Source organism: Chryseobacterium sp. SIMBA_038 (genome assembly GCF_046535115.1).
Classification (GTDB): domain Bacteria; phylum Bacteroidota; class Bacteroidia; order Flavobacteriales; family Weeksellaceae; genus Chryseobacterium.
In genome coordinates, this window is the sequence record NZ_JAWRXH010000001.1 from 1131534 (window position 1) to 1150712 (window position 19179).

Annotated in this window: 17 protein-coding genes; 14 read left to right on the forward strand and 3 right to left on the reverse strand. The window is 34.8% G+C overall.

The annotated features are described in order from the left end of the window. The first annotated feature begins 172 nt into the window (after window positions 1-172). From SB689_RS05140 to SB689_RS05155, 4 genes are all read left to right on the forward strand, one after another. Window positions 173-397: a hypothetical protein gene (locus tag SB689_RS05140; RefSeq protein WP_410691088.1), complete on the forward strand. Its 225-nt coding sequence runs from the start codon at window positions 173-175 to the stop codon at window positions 395-397. Between the two features lie 6 nt (window positions 398-403). Beyond that, window positions 404-571 (forward strand): hypothetical protein, encoded by a 168-nt coding sequence (locus SB689_RS05145; RefSeq protein WP_410691089.1) that lies wholly within the window; start codon window positions 404-406, stop codon window positions 569-571. A 5-nt stretch (window positions 572-576) separates the two neighbouring features. Next, window positions 577-2046 carry a DoxX family protein gene (locus SB689_RS05150; RefSeq protein WP_410691090.1) on the forward strand — a complete coding sequence of 490 codons (1470 nt, stop codon included), beginning with the start codon at window positions 577-579 and terminating at the stop codon, window positions 2044-2046. A gap of 63 nt (window positions 2047-2109) precedes the next feature. Continuing rightward, window positions 2110-2394, forward strand: a complete 285-nt coding sequence (locus tag SB689_RS05155; protein ID WP_410691091.1) for a hypothetical protein — start codon at window positions 2110-2112, stop codon at window positions 2392-2394. 34 nt (window positions 2395-2428) lie between these two features. On the opposite strand, the gene SB689_RS05160 is transcribed toward SB689_RS05155, so the two are convergent. Genes SB689_RS05160 through SB689_RS05170 form a run of 3 tightly spaced genes read right to left on the reverse strand, consistent with a single transcriptional unit; the run spans window position 2429 to window position 9380 of the window. Then, on the reverse strand, window positions 2429-4960 hold the full coding sequence (locus SB689_RS05160; RefSeq protein ID WP_410691092.1) for an alpha/beta hydrolase family protein: 2532 nt from the start codon (window positions 4958-4960) through the stop codon (window positions 2429-2431). Next, window positions 4950-6317, reverse strand: coding sequence for a RagB/SusD family nutrient uptake outer membrane protein (locus SB689_RS05165; RefSeq protein ID WP_410691093.1), 1368 nt, complete (start codon window positions 6315-6317; stop codon window positions 4950-4952). The genes SB689_RS05160 and SB689_RS05165 overlap by 11 nt, the downstream gene beginning before the upstream one ends. A gap of 3 nt (window positions 6318-6320) precedes the next feature. After that, window positions 6321-9380 carry a SusC/RagA family TonB-linked outer membrane protein gene (locus SB689_RS05170; protein ID WP_410691094.1) on the reverse strand — a complete coding sequence of 1020 codons (3060 nt, stop codon included), beginning with the start codon at window positions 9378-9380 and terminating at the stop codon, window positions 6321-6323. 654 nt (window positions 9381-10034) lie between these two features. Between SB689_RS05170 and SB689_RS05175 the strand changes: the two genes are divergently transcribed. The 10 genes from SB689_RS05175 (at window position 10035) to SB689_RS05220 (ending at window position 19179) form a co-directional block, all read left to right on the forward strand. Beyond that, entirely contained in the window at window positions 10035-10343 is a 309-nt protein-coding gene (locus SB689_RS05175; protein WP_410691096.1) for a helix-turn-helix domain-containing protein, read from the forward strand. Between the two features lie 40 nt (window positions 10344-10383). Continuing rightward, window positions 10384-11412, forward strand: a complete 1029-nt coding sequence (locus SB689_RS05180) for an HNH endonuclease (RefSeq protein WP_410691097.1) — start codon at window positions 10384-10386, stop codon at window positions 11410-11412. Continuing rightward, window positions 11412-11777, forward strand: coding sequence for an HIT family protein (locus SB689_RS05185; RefSeq protein ID WP_410691098.1), 366 nt, complete (start codon window positions 11412-11414; stop codon window positions 11775-11777). Before SB689_RS05180 ends, SB689_RS05185 begins: the two co-directional genes overlap by 1 nt. Window positions 11778-11874: 97 nt before the next feature. After that, the gene (locus SB689_RS05190) at window positions 11875-12213 is read left to right on the forward strand and encodes a hypothetical protein (RefSeq protein WP_410691099.1); all 339 of its coding nucleotides are present in this window, start codon (window positions 11875-11877) and stop codon (window positions 12211-12213) included. A gap of 67 nt (window positions 12214-12280) precedes the next feature. Beyond that, window positions 12281-12412 carry a hypothetical protein gene (locus SB689_RS05195; RefSeq protein WP_410691100.1) on the forward strand — a complete coding sequence of 44 codons (132 nt, stop codon included), beginning with the start codon at window positions 12281-12283 and terminating at the stop codon, window positions 12410-12412. 394 nt (window positions 12413-12806) lie between these two features. After that, the gene (locus SB689_RS05200; protein ID WP_410691101.1) at window positions 12807-14738 is read left to right on the forward strand and encodes an AAA family ATPase; all 1932 of its coding nucleotides are present in this window, start codon (window positions 12807-12809) and stop codon (window positions 14736-14738) included. Next, window positions 14735-15613: a hypothetical protein gene (locus tag SB689_RS05205; RefSeq protein ID WP_410691102.1), complete on the forward strand. Its 879-nt coding sequence runs from the start codon at window positions 14735-14737 to the stop codon at window positions 15611-15613. The genes SB689_RS05200 and SB689_RS05205 overlap by 4 nt, the downstream gene beginning before the upstream one ends. A gap of 41 nt (window positions 15614-15654) precedes the next feature. Continuing rightward, entirely contained in the window at window positions 15655-16908 is a 1254-nt protein-coding gene (locus tag SB689_RS05210) for a methyltransferase (RefSeq protein WP_410691103.1), read from the forward strand. After that, window positions 16901-17902, forward strand: a complete 1002-nt coding sequence (locus SB689_RS05215; RefSeq protein WP_410691104.1) for a hypothetical protein — start codon at window positions 16901-16903, stop codon at window positions 17900-17902. Before SB689_RS05210 ends, SB689_RS05215 begins: the two co-directional genes overlap by 8 nt. Continuing rightward, window positions 17899-19179, forward strand: a complete 1281-nt coding sequence (locus SB689_RS05220) for a hypothetical protein (protein ID WP_410691105.1) — start codon at window positions 17899-17901, stop codon at window positions 19177-19179. The genes SB689_RS05215 and SB689_RS05220 overlap by 4 nt, the downstream gene beginning before the upstream one ends.

The window sequence follows — 19179 nt, forward strand, 5'->3', positions numbered from 1 at the left end:
GTAAATCAAGCTATTACAATTCAAATACATCCTGCCCTGATTTATAAATAAAACATTTATAGTTTATAAATCAGGTCTTTAAACTCTTTTTTTCGAGTGCTCAGCTCTTTAATTTCGCTTTAGAATTCTAATAGATACCGGCCGGGATTACTCAACTTTTAAATCCCAAATCATGAATAGTACAACAATTTATATTCTAGCAGGAATTGTATTCCTTTTGATGAATCAGTCATGTCGATCAGGAGATTTTCTTGAAATAAATGACGCTCAAAACCATGTAAACCAGAAAAATTCTCTTACAGCATCAGCAAAATCTGACAGCACGGTTCAAAAAGAAATTGAAGTTATCGAAACCGATCCTCCAAAAGATCGGGATAATTGGAAAATAGCTAATTAAAAATCTATGGAAAATACAGGCGAAACAACCATTGAATCGGGCAAAATCTGTCCTATGAGCGGAATTTGGAAAGTAATGGGTACCTATACTACAACAACAGCGGTATCACAAAATTCAAAAATGCCCTCCTATGGAGGGATGAAAGTACTTTGGGTTTTATTATATAAATGTTAAATCATATGAAAAACGTATCCCATTTACTCGTTAATTTCACGATGTATTTTTTTATTTTATTGTTTATATACGCAGGGGTAAGCAAGCTACTGGATTTTGAAAATTTTCAGATACAGATTGCGCAATCCCCATTATTAAGTGCCTATGCGGGCTTTGTCTCCTATGCTGTTATTATCGTCGAGTTCATTTTTGCGGTATGCCTCATTATTCCAAAACTACGTTTGGCAGGTTTTTACGGTTCACTGGGGCTCATGGTTTCTTTTACGGTATATATTTACTTCATCCTCAACTTCAGTGATTTTATTCCTTGCTCCTGTGGCGGCATATTGGAAAAAATGGGATGGACTGAACATTTGGTATTTAATACGGCATGTGTCATTATCGCAGTTATCAGTATTACAATCGTTGAAAAAGATAAGGGGCAAAGAGTTTTGATATATGGAGGCAAAATCATCATGATCATCATTTTTAGCAGTTGTTTGGTTATCTATTTATACCGCTCTTCGGAATATATTTTAAAGAAAGAAAATAATTTCACCCGAAGATTCAGATCCCACGCCATAGATTTTCCAGTGAAAATTAATCTCGACACCAATTCATTTTATTTTGCAGGTTCTAAGGGTGATTCTATTTTCTTAGGAAATACTACGGCACCGTTACTCATGGGAAAAATAATGCCCGCCTTTACCACATTATCCATTGATACCCTTACAATCAGCGACAAAAGTTTAGCCTTTAATTCCGTACAGTTACAGGTAAGGTATCCTCATTTCAGTATTACTGACGGGAAAGTTCCGGTCATATTTGAAGGAAGGTTTCCGCAGCGCTCTGCAAAACTTGTGATGAAAGATAAGCTGTACTTTTCTCAAATTTTAATGACAGAGCCACTAAATTATATCTACAGAACCCATCATCGGGCTAAAAATGAAAATATCGTGGGAAGCATTAACACTTCCACACATTCCATCAAATTCAATGATACATTCCTTGAAAAACAGATAGACGGGATCTTTGATACCGACGGCAGATTGGTATCCGATCCCCTAAGCGGAGAATACATTTATACCTATTTCTACCGAAACGAATACCGCAGACTGGATAAAAACCTCCAATTTATGGGAAACGGCAGAACGATTGATTCCACCTCGAAGGCCAATATTGAAATTACCCGCAATAAAGAAGGGGTTAGAAAAATGGCAAAACCTCCTCTAAAGGTCAATATTACTCAATCCGCATATGACGGTCTGCTTTTTACTATGTCAGGTTTGAAAGGCAGACATGAATCGGATGGAATCTGGAAAAAATCCAAAATAATAGATGTGTATGACTATAGAAATAACAGTTACCTGTACAGTTTCCCTGTTTACAATATCAGAGAAGAAAAAGCAAGGGACTTCCTGGTCACTGAAAATTATTTCTATGTTTTAATAGGCAATGATATCATTAAGTACAAGCGCATGTACAAAAAACGCTGAAAGGCGTGAAGGTAAAGCCGAAGACCTTTAACTGTAGGCAACAAATTTCAAATTTTTATTATTATGAAAACTTTCAGAAAACACTTTTTAAGTGCCGCTGTTATCCTGATGGGAATCGGAACAGCGTATGCAAGTCATGCAGAGAACAAAACTGCAAAAAAACTAGCACCTCAGGACGGCTACATTTTTAACCACTCTATCGGAAGCTGTGAAAAAGTAGCTGAGTGCGATAGTACTCCGGGTGTCATCTGTACCATGAACGGGACTCCAGCGAGTCCGCAGGCATTTGGACTAGATGTACCAGGAAACCTGAGTACCTGTAATGTCGAACTCTATCAAAGACAATAATTAAAAAAGCTGCTGTGAAAAACAGCAGCCTTTTTTATTCCAACATCGGTTTTATCCAGTCCGCAGGTTTGCTGCCTTTTAGATAGAAGTCCATCCACTGCCAGCTTTTTACATTCAAATCCAATTGATTGTCCCTGATTCTCAGGTTATGCTTTTCTTTTGGATACTCCAATAAAACCCCTTTTTTACTCAATCTTTTCATCCCGATAAAAAAGCTCCTTGACTGATCGGTATTGATATTGTCATCATCTTTTCCCGCCCAAAGCAGTATAGGCTTTGACATTTTTTTCAAATGGTAAATGGGCGAATTATCCAAATACCCCTGATAATTCTCAAAAAGGCTTTTTATCATTCTGTTTTGTTGAGATTCGATTCTCGCATAATCAGGCACATAATTCAAATATGAAAATTTATGATAGCTCATCGCCTGTCTCGCCATGTCAACAAATCCTGCCCCGGCAATACCGGTTGCAAACCATTTATTCTGCGTCATTAAAAATGCCGTTTCATATCCCCCAAACGAATGCCCTGAGACTCCGATCCTATTCAAATCAACGCTTTTATTATTTTTAAGGACGTTTACAATGGCATCCACAGAATTAGAGATTGATGAACCCACATTTTCCACCTCATAGTCAAAATCAGGTAAAAGTACAAAGTACCCGCTATAGACATAATGCATGATATTAAATCCCTGCATATCGTACAGATGAGGAATCAGGTAATTCAACACGTCTTTGGCCTTTCTTTCATAAATATTAAAAATCAACGGGTACTTAGCATCAGCTCTGAAGTTCGCAGGATACAATAAAGACGCATGATGCATTCTGCCCTTCACTTCGTACCTGATAATCTCTTTTTTGAGCGTTACCAGTTCCCTTTCATCAACGCCCCTGCTTTGATAGACTAATTTACGGTTCCCTTCTCGTAAGATATGGACGGACAATGGTTTTTGATAAGACTCCATCGTATACACAATAGTATGACCCGATTTATATATATCCTGAATCATATCATCCGTTTGTACCCGTACTTTCAGTTCTGATCTTTTATAGTCGTACTCGCACAGTTTCGAACCAAAGTCTTTCTGACTGAATGCCTTAAGCAGGATTTTCTTATTCAGGTTTATGGAGATCAAAATTTCCTTATCCCAATAGGAATTTGTTTGTCTTGGCTTGCTCATGGGTTCTGCAATACTGTACATGAGTTCTTTTTCTCTTCCAAATGTTAATCTTTTAACCGTTACATTGACTACATCAACGAGAAAAAGGTCATAGGCATCAGTAATGATGTATTTTGACTGCATATTAGTGGCATATACCCTGCCAGAAGGACGGTCGGATAAACCACTAAATACTTCACTCATGAAGTGTTCCGGTTTTTCAAACGGTATTTCGCAGCTCTTGTGCGTATAGATATTTTCAATCCTCCATCTTCGGTCTTTATAGTACATCATTCTTTTTGAATCGGCGTCAAAATAAAAATTTTCCCGCATAGCGTACGAATTATCAATTTTTCTTTTTACTCCGCCAAAATCATCCTCTACCCATTGTTCATACTTTGCATTAATTAAATTCTCAACCGTATCCTTCGACGGATCATAGGATAAAATGGTGCCTTTTTGATCGATGAACTGCTGGGACGCATATTCATCCAATCTATCAGGCAGCCTCTTCCAAATGTTGTTCTTCATGTCAAATAGGGCCATTTGGGAAGACGGCTCCCGGTAATTATTATTTTGATTGGTATAAAAAATCTCCCCTTTTTCATGCTTCTCAGCGCTCTCTTTTTTTAAAGGGAATACCAGATACCGATCGTTTTTAAGTTCGACGAAAGACCAAGAGAGGCTATCGAGATAAAAACCTGAGGGAATCTCTAATTTTTTGAAATCCACTCTATTATTTGTATCATACTGACCCACCTGGTACCCACCGCTTATTGCTGCTACAGTTATTATTTCAGCAGCCGAACCCCCGATCCACCTGACCGTAGCCGAACTTTCCCAGTGATACTTCTTCATTGATCGTACATCAATCCTATTGACTTTTTTACCCGTAGCAAAATCAAGCAATGGCAGCCCTTCATGAAAGCTGATCATTCCAACATCCCCAACATGCAATACTTCATTAAAGTTCGTGTCAAAAAATAGCAGCTGCCTGGTTTTTCTTTCATAAAAGACCATTTTCCCTTGTTTTGCAAAAGGCAGGTACTGGAAATTCCCTGTAATGACTTTCTCCGATTTTTTCAATACATTTTTCATAACAGTCTGCCCCGTTCCCTGAGCAACGACGATATTATTATCAAAGAAAAAGTAACGACTGCTAAAGGGTATCTCCTCTGTTTTGCTGTTTTTTATATCCAGAATTTTGGCGCGCTCCATTCCATAAAGATTCGTATCGGTGATTACTCCCCATCTGTTATCAGGGCTTATGGCGGCTAACTGACTAAAGTAAAATTTTGAATATTTTTCGTTAGCCCGCGTTACAGAATCCTCCGTAACCTGCGAATGGCACCAACAGCACAAGGCAGTTAACAGTACTGCATATACTATTTTCTTAATATCCATTGTTCTGAGGTCCAAGATTAGGGTTTAAAAGAAGTTCACTTTCCGGCAGCGGCCAGTTCCTATTAAATGGTTTCCATTGGGGCTTTACAAGAGGGAGAACATCATCAAGGAGATCCAGCCGTTTAAGGTCGTAAAAACGGTGACCGAATTCCGTAAACAGCTCATGTCTTCTTTCTTTGATTATCTCATTCATGATGTCATTAGGAATACTCGAACCGTAAGCTGGAAGTCCGGCTCTTACCCTTACGATATTCAGGTCTGCAAGAGAGGGCAGCAGCATTTGTTGATGCAGATAGGCTTCCGACCTGATCAAAAACAGCTCTTCTACCCTTAGAACAATAGAATGCTCCATCGTTGTTGCAGTCACCGAAGACTGTTTGTATTTTGACGGGAAATAATACATATTCTGCTGCGAATCACTTTTAGATCCGATCCATTTTCCTTTCCTAAGATCTTGTGGAAAAAACGAATTGACGAAGTCATAGGATAATGACACCTGAGTTGGCGGCGCAGAGAGAATAGTATAAAAAGTCCCTTCCTTGGTATTATTCCCTGCTCGTATCGGCTCAAGCTGCCATATGGAGCTTTTACTTTCTTTCAGAAATGTTTTGCTTATATCGGTTTCAATCCCATAGCTCCCTTGGGAAATCACCTTCGAACTTGCGATAATCGCCTTGTCCCAATCTTTTTGAAACAGGAATATCCTCGCCTGCACCGCATACACTGCCATTTTCGTAGGTCTGATCCTCATACCAGGCGGCAACTGTTCAGGAAGCAGCGATTCTGCTTTTGCAAGATCTTCAAGAGCCAATCCTAAAACCTCATCTGCATCTGTTTTTGAAATTTTGGAGTTTTCCACATAATCTACCGAGGTTACGTAGGGCACATCCCCGAAAGTCTGCGTAAGGTAAAAATGCAGCAACGCCCTAAGAAACAAGGCCTCTCCCATCAGCTTGTTTTTAACCTCTGCTGACAACGTTGTCGAGATGGTAAGCCCTGTAATCACCCTATTGATACTATAGAGCTGACCATAGGTATCATTCCATAAGGTTTTCACCACGTTGGACTGCGGATTCACGGTCGTGCTGTAGAGCTGAGCCAAATCGGAGGTACTTACCTGGTAGGACACCAGTTCGTCCGCATAACATCCCATATACCCTCCGCCTCCAGCGGAAGAACCTGAAAGGAACCCTTTTTCCTCCAACGACCTGTACACGCCGGCCATGGCTGATCTGGCCAATTGATCGTCTTTAAAAACAAGGTCAGCCGTCAGCTGGTCATTGGGAAGATCAACCTCTAAAAAGTCATTACAGCTAAGTAAAATAAAAGCAATGACGGTATATATTATTTTTTTCATTTTTTAAAATTTTATGGTAAAGCCTAAAGAAAACACCTGTAAAGGAGGGGTGAACCCTGCCATTACAAATTCTGGGTCAAGATCCCTGAACTTTGTCCAGGTCCATACGTTCTGCCCCTGAAAGAACACCGACATCTGTATTGTTTTAAATACCTCCGCCGGAATATCATACTGCAATGAGATATTCCGTAACCTCACATACAAAGCGTTACTCACCGTGGCGTCACTATTGGTAAAATTCAGGGCAGCACTCGTTAACGCCGCATTGGCATACGTAGTGGGCTTTTGAAACGTCGCATTGGGGTTTTCAGGAGTCCAGTAATCCAGAAACTGTATGGGAAGGTTCCCCATCAGTCCCAAATTGGCTGCGGACGAATAGCTGTTGTTCTGTATTTGGTCAACCACCTGAATCAGAAATTGCAGTTTCCATGACTTATACCGGATACTGTTGGTGATCCCTGCCTCCCAGCGCATTCCGATGTCTTTAATCACGGTACGGTCATTGCTGTCCAATTTCCCGTCCTTATTGACATCTTCAAACTGATAGGTTCCGGTCACCGGATCAACCCCTGTATAATGAAATAATTTTCTGATGACCGTCGAATGCCCAATAGCCAAGGTATTGGCATAAGAGGAGCCTTTAATATTGGGGAACTCAAGCAGCTTATTCCTCGGTGACGAAAAGTTGAAGGAGGTATTCCAGCTTACCTTGTCCTTTTTGATATTTGTTGATTCCAAGGTAAACTCCCATCCTGAATTCTGAACAGTGGCATCCAGGTTGGCCTGAATGCTAGGAAATCCAGTGGTTCCGGGAAGCGGGATACCGACCAGCTGACTGGAGCTTCTGTTCCTGTAGTACGCCCCTGTCACATTAATCCTGTTCCTGAAAAAAGACAGCTCAAGAGCCCCTTCCAGCTTTCTGGTTTTCTCCCATCCAAAACTCGGATTAAATAACCGTACAGGATTGATACTCTGTACCCCGTCGTAAGGATACAAACCTGTCTGATAGGTGTCCATGTACTGGTAGTCCCCTATCAAATCGCTTCCTGCCGTCCCATAGCTTCCCCGCAGTTTAGCAAAACTGACCCATGGTAAAGATTCAAAGAACTTTTCTTTGGAAATGATCCACGCAGCCCCAACCGCTCCAAAACTGGAATACCTGTTGGCAGGGCCAAATCTGCTGGAACCGTCACGACGCGCTGTCAGGTTCAGAATATATTTTTGATCGAACTGATAATTAAAGCGCCCGTATACCGATTGATAATGATAAACAAACGAACCCGCGCTGCTTACTGCTATACTTTGCGCAGAGCCTATATTCTCAATCAGCTCATCCGACGGAAAATTGGAAGCATACAGTACCTGACTGGTAGCTTGCTGCTGTTGAAAAGTTGTTCCTACCAGTGCATTGACACTGTGTTTCCCGATCTGTTGATGATAGCTCAGCTGCGGCTCAACAATCCAGCTTGTACTGCCCGTCTCCCCTTTTCTGATGGCAGAGCGTTCACTCCCGATATTCGTACTGGGATTGTAGAATGTTTTAGGGTATATCCTTTTTTCGTTCACCCTGCTTTCAGTATAGCCGCTGTTCAATTTTGCCGTAAGCCCTGCCAAAATCTTGTATTCCAATGATAAATTGGAGATCAGCTGCCTTGAATCCGTCTTATAGGTTTGGGAAGCCGCAGCCATGGGATTCGTGAAGGTATTATTTTCCCAGTTGATGCTTCCATCCGCTTTGTAGAGCTCAGGTGCATTGGGTGCTATCCCCGTGTAGATCCTGTAAAAGTCAGTCGGAGGCAGTACATTGCTTTGGGTGGTGTAATAGGATGAAAAGCCCACCGAGAACTTCCGATCCGTACTTTGGTGCTGCAGGCTCAGGCCTGCATTATTCCTTTTGTACCGGTAATCACCCGGAAATAGGGTGGTCTGCTCATCATGCGCCCCGGATAAGGTAAACTTTGTATTTTCACTTCCTCCCGAAACATTAATGTGATGCGAGCTTTGCTCAGAGATATTTCCAATAAAATACTTCTGCCAGTTGACCTCCCTGTTCTGATCCCATGTCTTCAGGTCATACGCCGTCACCGGGATATTTTGAATCCCGTCATTGGCAAAGGCAGCCTTCCTCACCTTGAGATAGTCTTTAGTAGACATCATTTCGGGAAGCCTAGCAATACGCCCTAATCCATAGGACGAATTGAAGGTCAGCTGCGTTTTCCCTTTGACGCCCTGCTTCGTGGTAACCAAGACCACTCCGTTCGCGCCTCTGGAACCGTAAATTGCTGTTGCATCGGCATCCTTCAATACTTCAATGCTTTGAATATCATCAGGATTGATCGCATTTAAAGGATTGGTATCCGAGTATGGCAGGACAGCGGATGCCAAACCAGACCTAAACTCATTCCCTGAAGGCATCGGAATTCCATCAATGATATACAAGGGCGCATTAGCATTGAAGCTTCCGGTACTATAGGTACGCAACGAATTCCTACCCCTAATCTGCACATCATAACCTCCACCGGCAACACCTGAATTCTGGACAATCGTCACCCCGGCCATCCTTCCCTGCATTGCGCCCAAAGCATTGGTTACAGGCTGGTTCTCAATATCCTTAGCAGAGACCTTAGCAATACTACCCGTTCTCTCCTTATCCCGAACCTTGTAATACCCTGCATTAAGAACGACCTCCTCTATTGCTTTCTCGTTCCCAACCCCATTACTATTCTTATTCCCATTTTCATTATCACTCTCTTTATCCAATGATACATCAACAAATACCCTATCTCCTAAAGAAACTTTTCGTTCAGGATAATCAGGATGCTTAAATACAAGGACAGGATTCTCACCCGATACCTGAACCCTATAAATACCAGAAATAGTGGTAGTAGCAACCGCATCACTACCTTCCTGAAATATAGTTACCCCCGAAATCGGTTTATTATTAATGTTATCTGTAACAGAGCCTATGATCACACGCATCTGCCCTATTGCTATGCCTGAAGCGAGCAAGGTGAAGCCAAAAGCCAATTGGATATGACTCAGGCTGCAAAAGTTTTTTTTCATACTTTTGAATAGATTTAATTCGTTAAATTTTAGGCTCTCTTCTGCACTGCGTAAATTCCACAATACTTATAGTGCTAAGAGGGCTTTCTTGTTTCTATGGCTAGTTCTTGTATTTTATACTATCTGTTTCTTAAAAATCAGTCTTATTTTTAGCATAGACATAGTTTACTACGATGATGCTCGGGAGAAAGCCTCATTAAAGACATAGCAAAACCTCCTGCCCCAGCACATCTTAAAAAATTAATATGAATGAAATTCGTGTCCCGTGTAAGCTTCAAAAGCCGCAATGAGTTGTACACCCCATTGTATCGTACAGTCTGATACTATATCTTGAGGAAGCGGCTTAGATTGTAGAGTGAGCGGACAACATTGGAAATAAAACGGCGTGGAACTCTACATATCCGAACTGGGGTACTGGTATACCTTGCACACAGATAAGAGAGCCCACGCCCTAGGTCGTGAGCTTCTTACTTATCCTCTCGTGTGACTTAAATTACCAGTTTTCAGTTCGAGATTTTAAGCAATAGCTTCTATAATTCTTTGAAGTATCACAAAATTACATTTCTGTAACTTATTTTACAAATATAATAAAAAAGTTTTATAGTACACATATATGTGTCGATGAATTTGTGAAAAATTGTGAACTTTTATAATATGTATAAATTGGTTATTTCAGATACGCAAATTCAATTTGGGCTCTTTGTAAAGCTACATCGCTTACGTAAAAAAATGTCACAACCTGAACTAGGTGATGAAGTTAATATTTCAAAAACTCATATAAGTCGAATTGAGAATGGCGAAGCAAATATTACAATCACTAATATTATTAACCTTTGTAATTTTTTAGAAATAAATCATTCCAAAGTACTAGTAAAACTTAGCGCAGACGAAACTGCGGAAATAGAAAAAGAAATTAACCTTTTAGAAATAGAATCTAAAAATCAAAAAAGGAAAAAATCCTGATGAGAGTTGAGTCAACTCAAAGTGCAAATTCATTCCACAAATGTCCCTAAATTTTCAAGAAAACGACCCAAGTTTAGAATCTCAATGGAGGGCAATTATATTATTTGGGAAAAATTCTGCGACTTATAAATTTGCCTTTGGGAAAATCCTTTTAGAATTAGCTTCGAAAGAAACAAACACGTTCACACTTAAAGAAATCTCACCTCTTTTCGTAAATAGTATTCTGGAACATCTCAAAAAAAACGATAAACAAGGTAACTCTAATTCTAGTACATTTTTGAATGCTTGCCGAAAATATAACAGTGAAGAAATTGACTACGATAATCTTCTAAGCATAACTGAAAAATATGGATTTGTAAACGTTGTTGATGCTTTTCAAAATGTAAATGGAGGGATTATAGCAAACAAATTTTACGAAAAAGATTACAACGGAGCCAACAAAAAGATTGTATTAAGAGATGAATTGTTGAAACTCAAAGAGAGTTTTCAATTCACTAATTTCAACGAAGAAGTAGAAGCACGTTGGAATCTTGTAGAAACTGCTTGGAACTTAAAAATAAACCCAAATCTGCTTGAAGTCAAAATTGATGACGATTTACAAACTCTTTTTATCGAGAGTGATTTTATGAAAAGGAAAGACATCAGCTCTGCAAAAGCTTCGTTAAATGGATATCAGAAAGGTAAGTGCTTCTATTCTTTTAAGGATATATCAATAAACTCCGGAGATGAGAATTTGTGTGCGATTGATCATTTTTTTCCTCACGTTCATAAAATCAGGATAAACGAATCGGGAGCGAATGTAAACGGAATCTGGAATTTGGTTTTATCGGACAAATTTGTAAATCTTTCGAAGAGCGCAAAAATTCCTGAATTAAGATATCTCGAAAGACTTTATAAAAGAAATGAATTCTACATTGAAAGCAAACATCCCTTGGGAGAAACAATAGTAAATCAGACCGGGAGAACTTCATCAGACAGAAAACGCTTTTTACAGAAGCAATACGATTTATCAGTAAATTTATCCCTGCAAAAATGGAAACCTATAATTGAGCTCGAACCTCTTTTCTAATGAAAGATTTCACTACAATATCAAACGATAGAATTTTATATAAGGGAAATTACTTCTTCATAATAGAAGATGGTTTCCCTGTTTCCCCAGGTCATTTATTAATAATTTCAAACGAAGTTAGAAAAGATTTTTTTGAACTTACCGAAGAAGAAAAAAATAACCTTCCCGAAATGATCGAAAAAGCTAAAGAGCTTATCTTACTTAAATATCAGCCAGACGCGTACAATATAGGAATGAATTGCGGAGCTGTTGCAGGGCAAACGGTTTTTCATTTCCATTGTCATATAATTCCAAGATATAAAGGTGATATGGAAAATCCAAGAGGTGGTGTCCGCCACGTTATTCCGAATAAGGGAAATTATTAAATCTCAATCGCTTATATTTTTTTGTATTACGGAAAACCGTAATTTTCATTACTACTTACTTTGTATTTTTATATTATTAATTTAAATATATAAAAATATGGAATTGTTCATTTTTTCTAAAACTAAAAATCTTACTGATGATCAAATTAAATCATTTAGAAAAACTATTATTGACAGCTTAAGTAAGGATGCCTCTACTTGGCTCCAACTTGATAGAAATATAGATATTGGTGACAATGTCAAACTCCCATTGTTTACTCACGTAAAAAAACAATATCAAACTGAACCTTTCTATTTTAGATTTCGTAACCAATCTATTGTTCTCAAATTTGAAAATGATGAAGATGAAAATGCTAAATCAATGATTATTGGAATGCTAACATATTATCTTGTTAATAATCTACATGAAATAGTTGAAAAAATTGAAATTAAATAATTTAAACGACTACAAGTTCTAGTCTATCTACTTTTTTAACTTTAATAACACTTAAAACATTAACACTATGGCACTAAAACCAGGACCCAAAAGAACAGCAACCTCAACAGGTAAACCAGATCAACGTCAGCGTGATAATAAAGAAACGCCAGGTAATACCCCTTCTTTAAAACCGCCGAAAAAACCGAAAGGAAAATAAAACTTTCAATTAAAATCATTTTAAAATCCTGACATTGTCGGGATTTTTTTACGAAAAACATAATTCAAAGAGGTTGAAATCTTCAAATAATTTGTAAAACAACTTACCGTAAGTATATCGAGCTCGCGGAGGTTTTTTTCTGAAACAGAAAAAGTGAGTGACGGCGGAAGCTATGGGTTGGGATTTGGATCTAGTTACACAGAAGGAGTTTTGATTTGTGTCGAATTTTGTAAAAAAAATATAAGATTAAGAAGTTTTGAATAAATAAATTAAACTTGTAAATAAATACTTGTGTAATTTTATTGAAATAAATTTATAGGTGAATATCGAAACCAAGAAAGTGAATTGATTGGAAATAATATTCGTTAAATTTGAATATCGTACAATTTATATTATGAGTTTCACAATAATAGCCATAAAACCTCTTGCAGGTTGTGATAAGAAGCATCTAAAGAATTTAAAATCTGAGACTATTTATTATTTTAGTCAGGATTATATAATAAACTCACAAAGAATTGATTTTAAGAGGAATTATCCCGAGAATTTTTTCAGTGATAAGGTAAATATTGAAATTAGTGCTATAGTTGGAAAAAATGGTAGTGGAAAAAGTTCGTTGACTAACCTAATTATCAAAATAATCAATAACATATTTTATCTCTTTAAAGATAAAATTAAAGGAAGAGAATTTCATTTTACGGATTTTGTAGAGGGTATTGCTTCTGAGATTTACTATCATATAAAAAATGAAGACGATAATGTCATTTATAAGATAATAATTGAGAATCGTAATTGTAAAATTTTTACATATAAATTATCGGATAACGAAAATTATTTTTTGAAAGATTCCGAAATTGAATTAGATATTTCAAATTTTGGAAAACTATTTTTTTATACTGAGGTTATTGATTATTCTCTTTACTCATTCAATTCAAGGAATGAGGGAAATTGGATAAAATATATTTTTCATAAGAATGATGGATACCAAACACCAATAGTGTTAAATCCTTTCAGAGACGAAGGTAATATTGATATAAATTCTGAGAATGACTTAATATATCAAAGGTTTTTAGCAAATATAATTAGGAAAGACTCAGATAAACAAATTACAGATGGTCTGACAGTGAATAAAATGATTCTTTCCTTGAAAGCAGATAAGGATTTGACAAGTGTTATAATTGAGGATATTAGATATGATTTTACTAAAATTGATTCTACTAAACTCTTTGATGATTTTGTGAAATTTTTTAATTTCCGAGTAAACAAAGAAATAAGTTCTGACATAATTGAAAAGGTCAAAAATTATTTAGTTTATAAACTAGCCTCAATTGCTATTAAATACTATGAATATAATCAATTTTATAAAAAAACTAAAAAGAAACTAAAAAGTGGAGCTATTAGTGAGCTAGACTATTTTGATGAAAGAGACCTATTTTATGTTACATTACATAATATTGTTCCATTTCTTAGCCAAATCGATGCTGATACCAGCCATATTACATTTAAGATAAAACAGATTATTAATTATCTGAAACTTAATCATATTAATTTATTAGAAGATAATTCTATTGATTTCAAAGAACCATTTAGACAAATAAATGGAATTTCATATACAGTTGAATATCTTCCTCCACCTATCTATAAAATTAATATAGATTTAGAATCGGATTCAAATGATAAGGTTGATTTTCTATCTTTAAGTTCAGGAGAAAAACAAATGATTTTTTCTCAAAATTCTCTTTTCTATCATCTTTATAATTTAGATTCTGTAAGTAATAAAATTGATAAGAAAAAAATTGTATATGAAAACATTAATATAATTTTAGATGAGATTGAACTCTATTTTCATCCGGAGTATCAAAGAAAATATATCAAAAGATTAATTGATGGTATCGAAGTTTTAGGTTTAAAGCAAATTAAAAATATTAATTTAATAGTTTCAACTCATTCTCCTTTTATTCTGTCAGATATACCGTCATCCAATGTTTTAAGACTAGAAGGGGGCTATCCATATAATTTTAACCATAAAATAGACAAAACTTTTGGAGCAAATATATACGATTTATTAAAAGATAGTTTTTTCTTAGAAGGTTTTATCGGCGAATTTTCTTTGAAAAAAATTAAAGACTTGTTTAATTTTCTTGAATCTAAAAGTCCTAAAACGGCATGTTGGAACGTAACAAATTCGTTAGAAACAATTGAATTAGTAGCAGAACCAATTATTAAGGAGAAACTTAAAAATCTATATTATAAGAAGTTTAAAGCAGATTTTGAAATTGAAAAAGAAATCAAAGTTTTAGAAAATATTTTAAAAGAAAGAAAACTATGATACCGATAGGAGATATTAAGGTTGAGCAATTTGTAGCTAAAAACAAAAAAAGATTAGACCTTCTTAGTAAAAATATCCTCAATAGACTTAAAACTATTCCAAAAGTGGGATTGTCAGACAAAGAAGAAACTTTTCTACAAGATATTATTATTTTTTTTGAACACGAAAATTTTTTCTCTGTAAAGCTTGAAAATGTAATCAAAGCATTAGGGACTGCACCAACTCCTAATATTAAAAACTTAATTTTTGAAAAATTTGAATATGAATCAAGAAGAAATGATTTGTTGCCAGATTTCTTTAATTATTTAGGACTTAAAGTATGTATCTATTGTCATAGTCAATTAGCTTTGACTTTTAAAGGAAAAGGAGATAAGTTTAAGGCATTACTAGAAGCAGACCATTATCGTTCAAAAAACAAATATCCATATTTATCAGTATCCCTTTTTAATTTATTTCCTGTTTGTGGAAATTGTAATAGAAATAAAGGTAGTCACAAAGTAGATTTTAATTTATATTCCAATGACCAACCAAATGATATTATAAAATTTAAAATTAAAGACAAATCAATTATTGAAGATTTTTTAAATTTTAGCGCCACAAAACTTGAATTTGAAATATCATATAATGAGGATTATATAAACAGGTTTCAGCTTAAAGAAATTTATAATACTCAAATAGATATTATTGAGGAATTAGTATATAAATCCAAGGTTTATAATAACACATATAGAGAAAATTTGAAAACTTATGGAATAGATGAGGATACTATAAATAGATTTATTGTTGGTAATTATACTTCTGAAAGTGATGTATATAAAAGACCTTTGGCAAAAATGATGACAGATATAGCAAAAGATTTGGACTTAATTAAATAATTTTATTATATTTTTGCTTTTATCAATAAAAACAAAAACCAATGGAATCAGTAGATTTACACAAAGAGATAGGAACAGCCAAGGATAACAGGTCAAGCCCTATTCACGATTGGTATAGATTTACAGCGGGATTTTCATACAAACTTGTAGATAAAATAATTGCGGAGGAAAAACTAACTGCAAACGATACTATTTATGAAAGCTTTGCAGGTTGCGGGACGACACTGGTTTCAGCCCAAAAGAATGGTATTCAGGCGGTTGGAAATGAGGGTCAAGAATTGATGTATGATATTATACGAGCTAAACTTAATTGGGAAATTAATTCAGAAGAAATATTATCAATTTTAAAAGATATTGAGAAGGTCGTAAATCATTCAAAAAATAAATTTGAATATCACGTTCTTTTACAAACTCTTTATTCTGAGAAAAACTTATTTGACTTATATCAAATTAGGGACTATATTCAAGATTTAGATATTGAAGTTAAATTATTTTTAAAACTTGCATTAACTCAGACTTTACACAAAGTAAGTATTCATCCAATAGCAATACCTTATATATCAAGAAGTAAATTTTTAAAAAATGACCTTACAGGATTTGAAATGTTTTCAAAAACGGTTAAGAAAATGCTTGAAGATTTAGATAATTATAAGAATAAGGATGAAACAAGCAAAATATTTCTGCACGATTCTCGCAAATTAAATTTAGACATCCAAGATAATTCTTGCTCAGTATGTATAACTTCGCCTCCCTATTTGAATAATTTGGATTATGGCGAAGTTTCTAAAGTATGTTCTCACTTTTATGGGATTACAGATAATTGGAATGACATAACTCAAAAAGTTCGTAAAAATTTAGTTACTGGAGCAACTACTCATTATAAGGAAGCCGATTTTTTTCTTGATGAATGGAAAGAAAGACAATTTTATTTAGATAATAAAAATGTGGTTAACGAATTATTGCCAGATGTTCTAAAAATTAAAGAAATTAGCAAAGGTAGGAAAGGCAAAAAAAGTTTTGACATTTTAACTCTTTACTATTTTGAAGATATGTTTAAAGTACTTGTTGAAATGAGACGAGTTTTAAAAGAAGGTAGTAAGGCTTATCTAGTACTTGGGGATTCCGCACCTTATGGTGTTTATATTGATACCACAAAGATATTAGGTGAAATAGCATTAAATGTTGGATTTAATAATTTTAAAATCATTAAAATCAGAGAACGTGGTACTAAATGGACTACCTTAAAAAATAGACATAGTTTAAAACTTTCTGAAAACATTTTAATTCTTGAATAAAACATTAAACAAATTACAAGAGCTACAAGCAATCCCTCTTCCTATTCTAACAGATAAGGAAGCAGAACACAATTTTGTTCAATGGTCTTATGTTAATATATATTCACTTCAAGATTTAAAAGACATATACCTGATTAGCAATATGGTTGAAGAGAAAAGCGTAAAACATATTACCAAAAAAGTAAATGAATTGATTTATTCGAAAACGAAATGGGAAGAAAGAAAAGTTTTAGAATATTTAAATGCATTAGTGAAATTTGAACTTTTGGATGCTGGATATGCTGCACATAAGAAATTCTTTATTGGCAGTGATATTAATCAAGAATTAACAATTGAAGATATTGCTATTTTAAGGAATGTTTTTTTTTATTATTTTAGATTTAAAGAGCTGTCTTCTTGGTTCATATCTCCAACACAGAAAACTCATAGTTTGTTTGATAGATTTACTTCAACTGATTATCTAAACCTTACCAAGCCCTTGTACTTCTGTAGTGAACGAAATCGCTTTACTGATACTTTTTTTGAAGATATTAATAATATCAGCAGTAAGTATATCATTGAAAGTGATATTTTGATGAGGTTTTGGGATGTCTATTTAAAATGGGGAACAACATTAAATATACTAGATAAATTCAATATATCTAAAACTGGAGAAAAAAACATTTTTGAAAACAAGGAAGTCTCAATAGCATATTTTGTCAGACCTTTTGAGAAATTTGATTTGATAGAATTCGTACAACAAAACTTTAATTCAAGACAGATTTGGATTCCCGAATTAATACATAAAATTGTTAGAAAATACAGGTATGCTGTCAGTGACGTTAAGGATTTTATTGTATCGGAGGTATTAAATAATTCAAAATTAACATATGAAAGAACTTCTGAAATCTTCTTAATAAAGGGAAAAACCAGCAAAAAAAATATTGAATCCGCAACCTACTTATTCCCTAAAGTAAATAATGCCTATATATCTCATATAATACTACGAAGATGAATTATAACGAAATACTAAAACAAAAAAGAGAACAGAACCCAGAAACCAAATATAAAAAATTTGGACTAAAATTTAATCCTTTTCCAAAATCAGGGACTGCTAATATTAACGAATCCTCGGAAACGACTGAATTTCTTGCACCAATTGATGAAGATGTCTTAAATAGAATTATTAATTATATTGGAGATTCTTTATATTCCAACGATGATTCAGACGATTATAAATTGATTGGAACTATTACGGGAGACTATGGAACTGGTAAAACTCAACTGTTATTATTTGCAAAGTCCTTGTTATTAAATGAACCGAAAAAAGCTTATGTTTTATATATAAATAATCCAGGAACAAAACTATCAAAACTAATAGGTTCTATTATTGAAAATATTGGACAGGAGGATTTTAAAAAATTTCTATGGAATCAAATTATAGAAACAATAAATTCAGAACATAACTATAAAAATAGATTAACAGCGTTTAAGAATGTATCACTGTTATTTCCTAATTCTGACCCTTTTGCAGTAGAGAATCAAGCAAATCATAAATTATTTTTTGAAGCATTTAAAATACAGATTACTAATAAGCAAAAGGAAAAAGAATTTAATGAAGTTTTAAAAGGAATAATAATTGAAATCCTAAGTAGGAAGAATGAAGATGATACAGTTATTGCAAATTATTTCTATGATCTTATTTCAGAGGATTTCGGGGTTAGCAAAACTTGGGAAACCCTAATTTCTGGAGATGGTAACTTTTTAGATAACAAAGTAGTTAAGTTACTTAATGCAATTATTACAATTGTTGAGGAGCAAGGTTTTGAAAGATTTTATTTGTTAGTTGACGAATTTGAAGATATTACTTCGGGTAGACTTTCAAAGAAAGAACAGGATAATTATACTTATAATCTTAGAACTTTAATTGACAAACAAAGAAAATGGTGTTTATTGATTGCAATGACAGGAACTGCATTAAAAGACATAGAGGCATTATCGCCACCGTTATACGATAGATTGACTGACAGGGTAATTACAATTGAAAGGCTTTCTAATGAGAAAGCACAGATTTTAATTAAAAATTATTTAAATTTAGCAAGAGAGAATGAAGATGATGATAGCTTTATACCCTTTGATGAAGATGCAATTAATCATTTAAACTTAATTTCAGGAGAGTTACCAAGGTTATTTCTAAGATATTCTTTTTTCATATTAGAGAGGGCGGTTGAAGATTTAGGAGATGGAGAAACAATTTCTTTAGATTTCGTGAAGCAACATATTGATAACTAA

Coding starts and splice junctions, on each gene's coding strand:
- SB689_RS05140 (WP_410691088.1), top strand. CDS start 173: ATGAATAGTACAACAATTTATATTCTAGCAGGAATTGTATTCCTTTTG.
- SB689_RS05145 (WP_410691089.1), top strand. CDS start 404: ATGGAAAATACAGGCGAAACAACCATTGAATCGGGCAAAATCTGTCCT.
- SB689_RS05150 (WP_410691090.1), top strand. CDS start 577: ATGAAAAACGTATCCCATTTACTCGTTAATTTCACGATGTATTTTTTT.
- SB689_RS05155 (WP_410691091.1), top strand. CDS start 2,110: ATGAAAACTTTCAGAAAACACTTTTTAAGTGCCGCTGTTATCCTGATG.
- SB689_RS05160 (WP_410691092.1), bottom strand. CDS start 4,960: ATGGATATTAAGAAAATAGTATATGCAGTACTGTTAACTGCCTTGTGC.
- SB689_RS05165 (WP_410691093.1), bottom strand. CDS start 6,317: ATGAAAAAAATAATATATACCGTCATTGCTTTTATTTTACTTAGCTGT.
- SB689_RS05170 (WP_410691094.1), bottom strand. CDS start 9,380: ATGAAAAAAAACTTTTGCAGCCTGAGTCATATCCAATTGGCTTTTGGC.
- SB689_RS05175 (WP_410691096.1), top strand. CDS start 10,035: ATGTATAAATTGGTTATTTCAGATACGCAAATTCAATTTGGGCTCTTT.
- SB689_RS05180 (WP_410691097.1), top strand. CDS start 10,384: ATGTCCCTAAATTTTCAAGAAAACGACCCAAGTTTAGAATCTCAATGG.
- SB689_RS05185 (WP_410691098.1), top strand. CDS start 11,412: ATGAAAGATTTCACTACAATATCAAACGATAGAATTTTATATAAGGGA.
- SB689_RS05190 (WP_410691099.1), top strand. CDS start 11,875: ATGGAATTGTTCATTTTTTCTAAAACTAAAAATCTTACTGATGATCAA.
- SB689_RS05195 (WP_410691100.1), top strand. CDS start 12,281: ATGGCACTAAAACCAGGACCCAAAAGAACAGCAACCTCAACAGGTAAA.
- SB689_RS05200 (WP_410691101.1), top strand. CDS start 12,807: ATGAGTTTCACAATAATAGCCATAAAACCTCTTGCAGGTTGTGATAAG.
- SB689_RS05205 (WP_410691102.1), top strand. CDS start 14,735: ATGATACCGATAGGAGATATTAAGGTTGAGCAATTTGTAGCTAAAAAC.
- SB689_RS05210 (WP_410691103.1), top strand. CDS start 15,655: ATGGAATCAGTAGATTTACACAAAGAGATAGGAACAGCCAAGGATAAC.
- SB689_RS05220 (WP_410691105.1), top strand. CDS start 17,899: ATGAATTATAACGAAATACTAAAACAAAAAAGAGAACAGAACCCAGAA.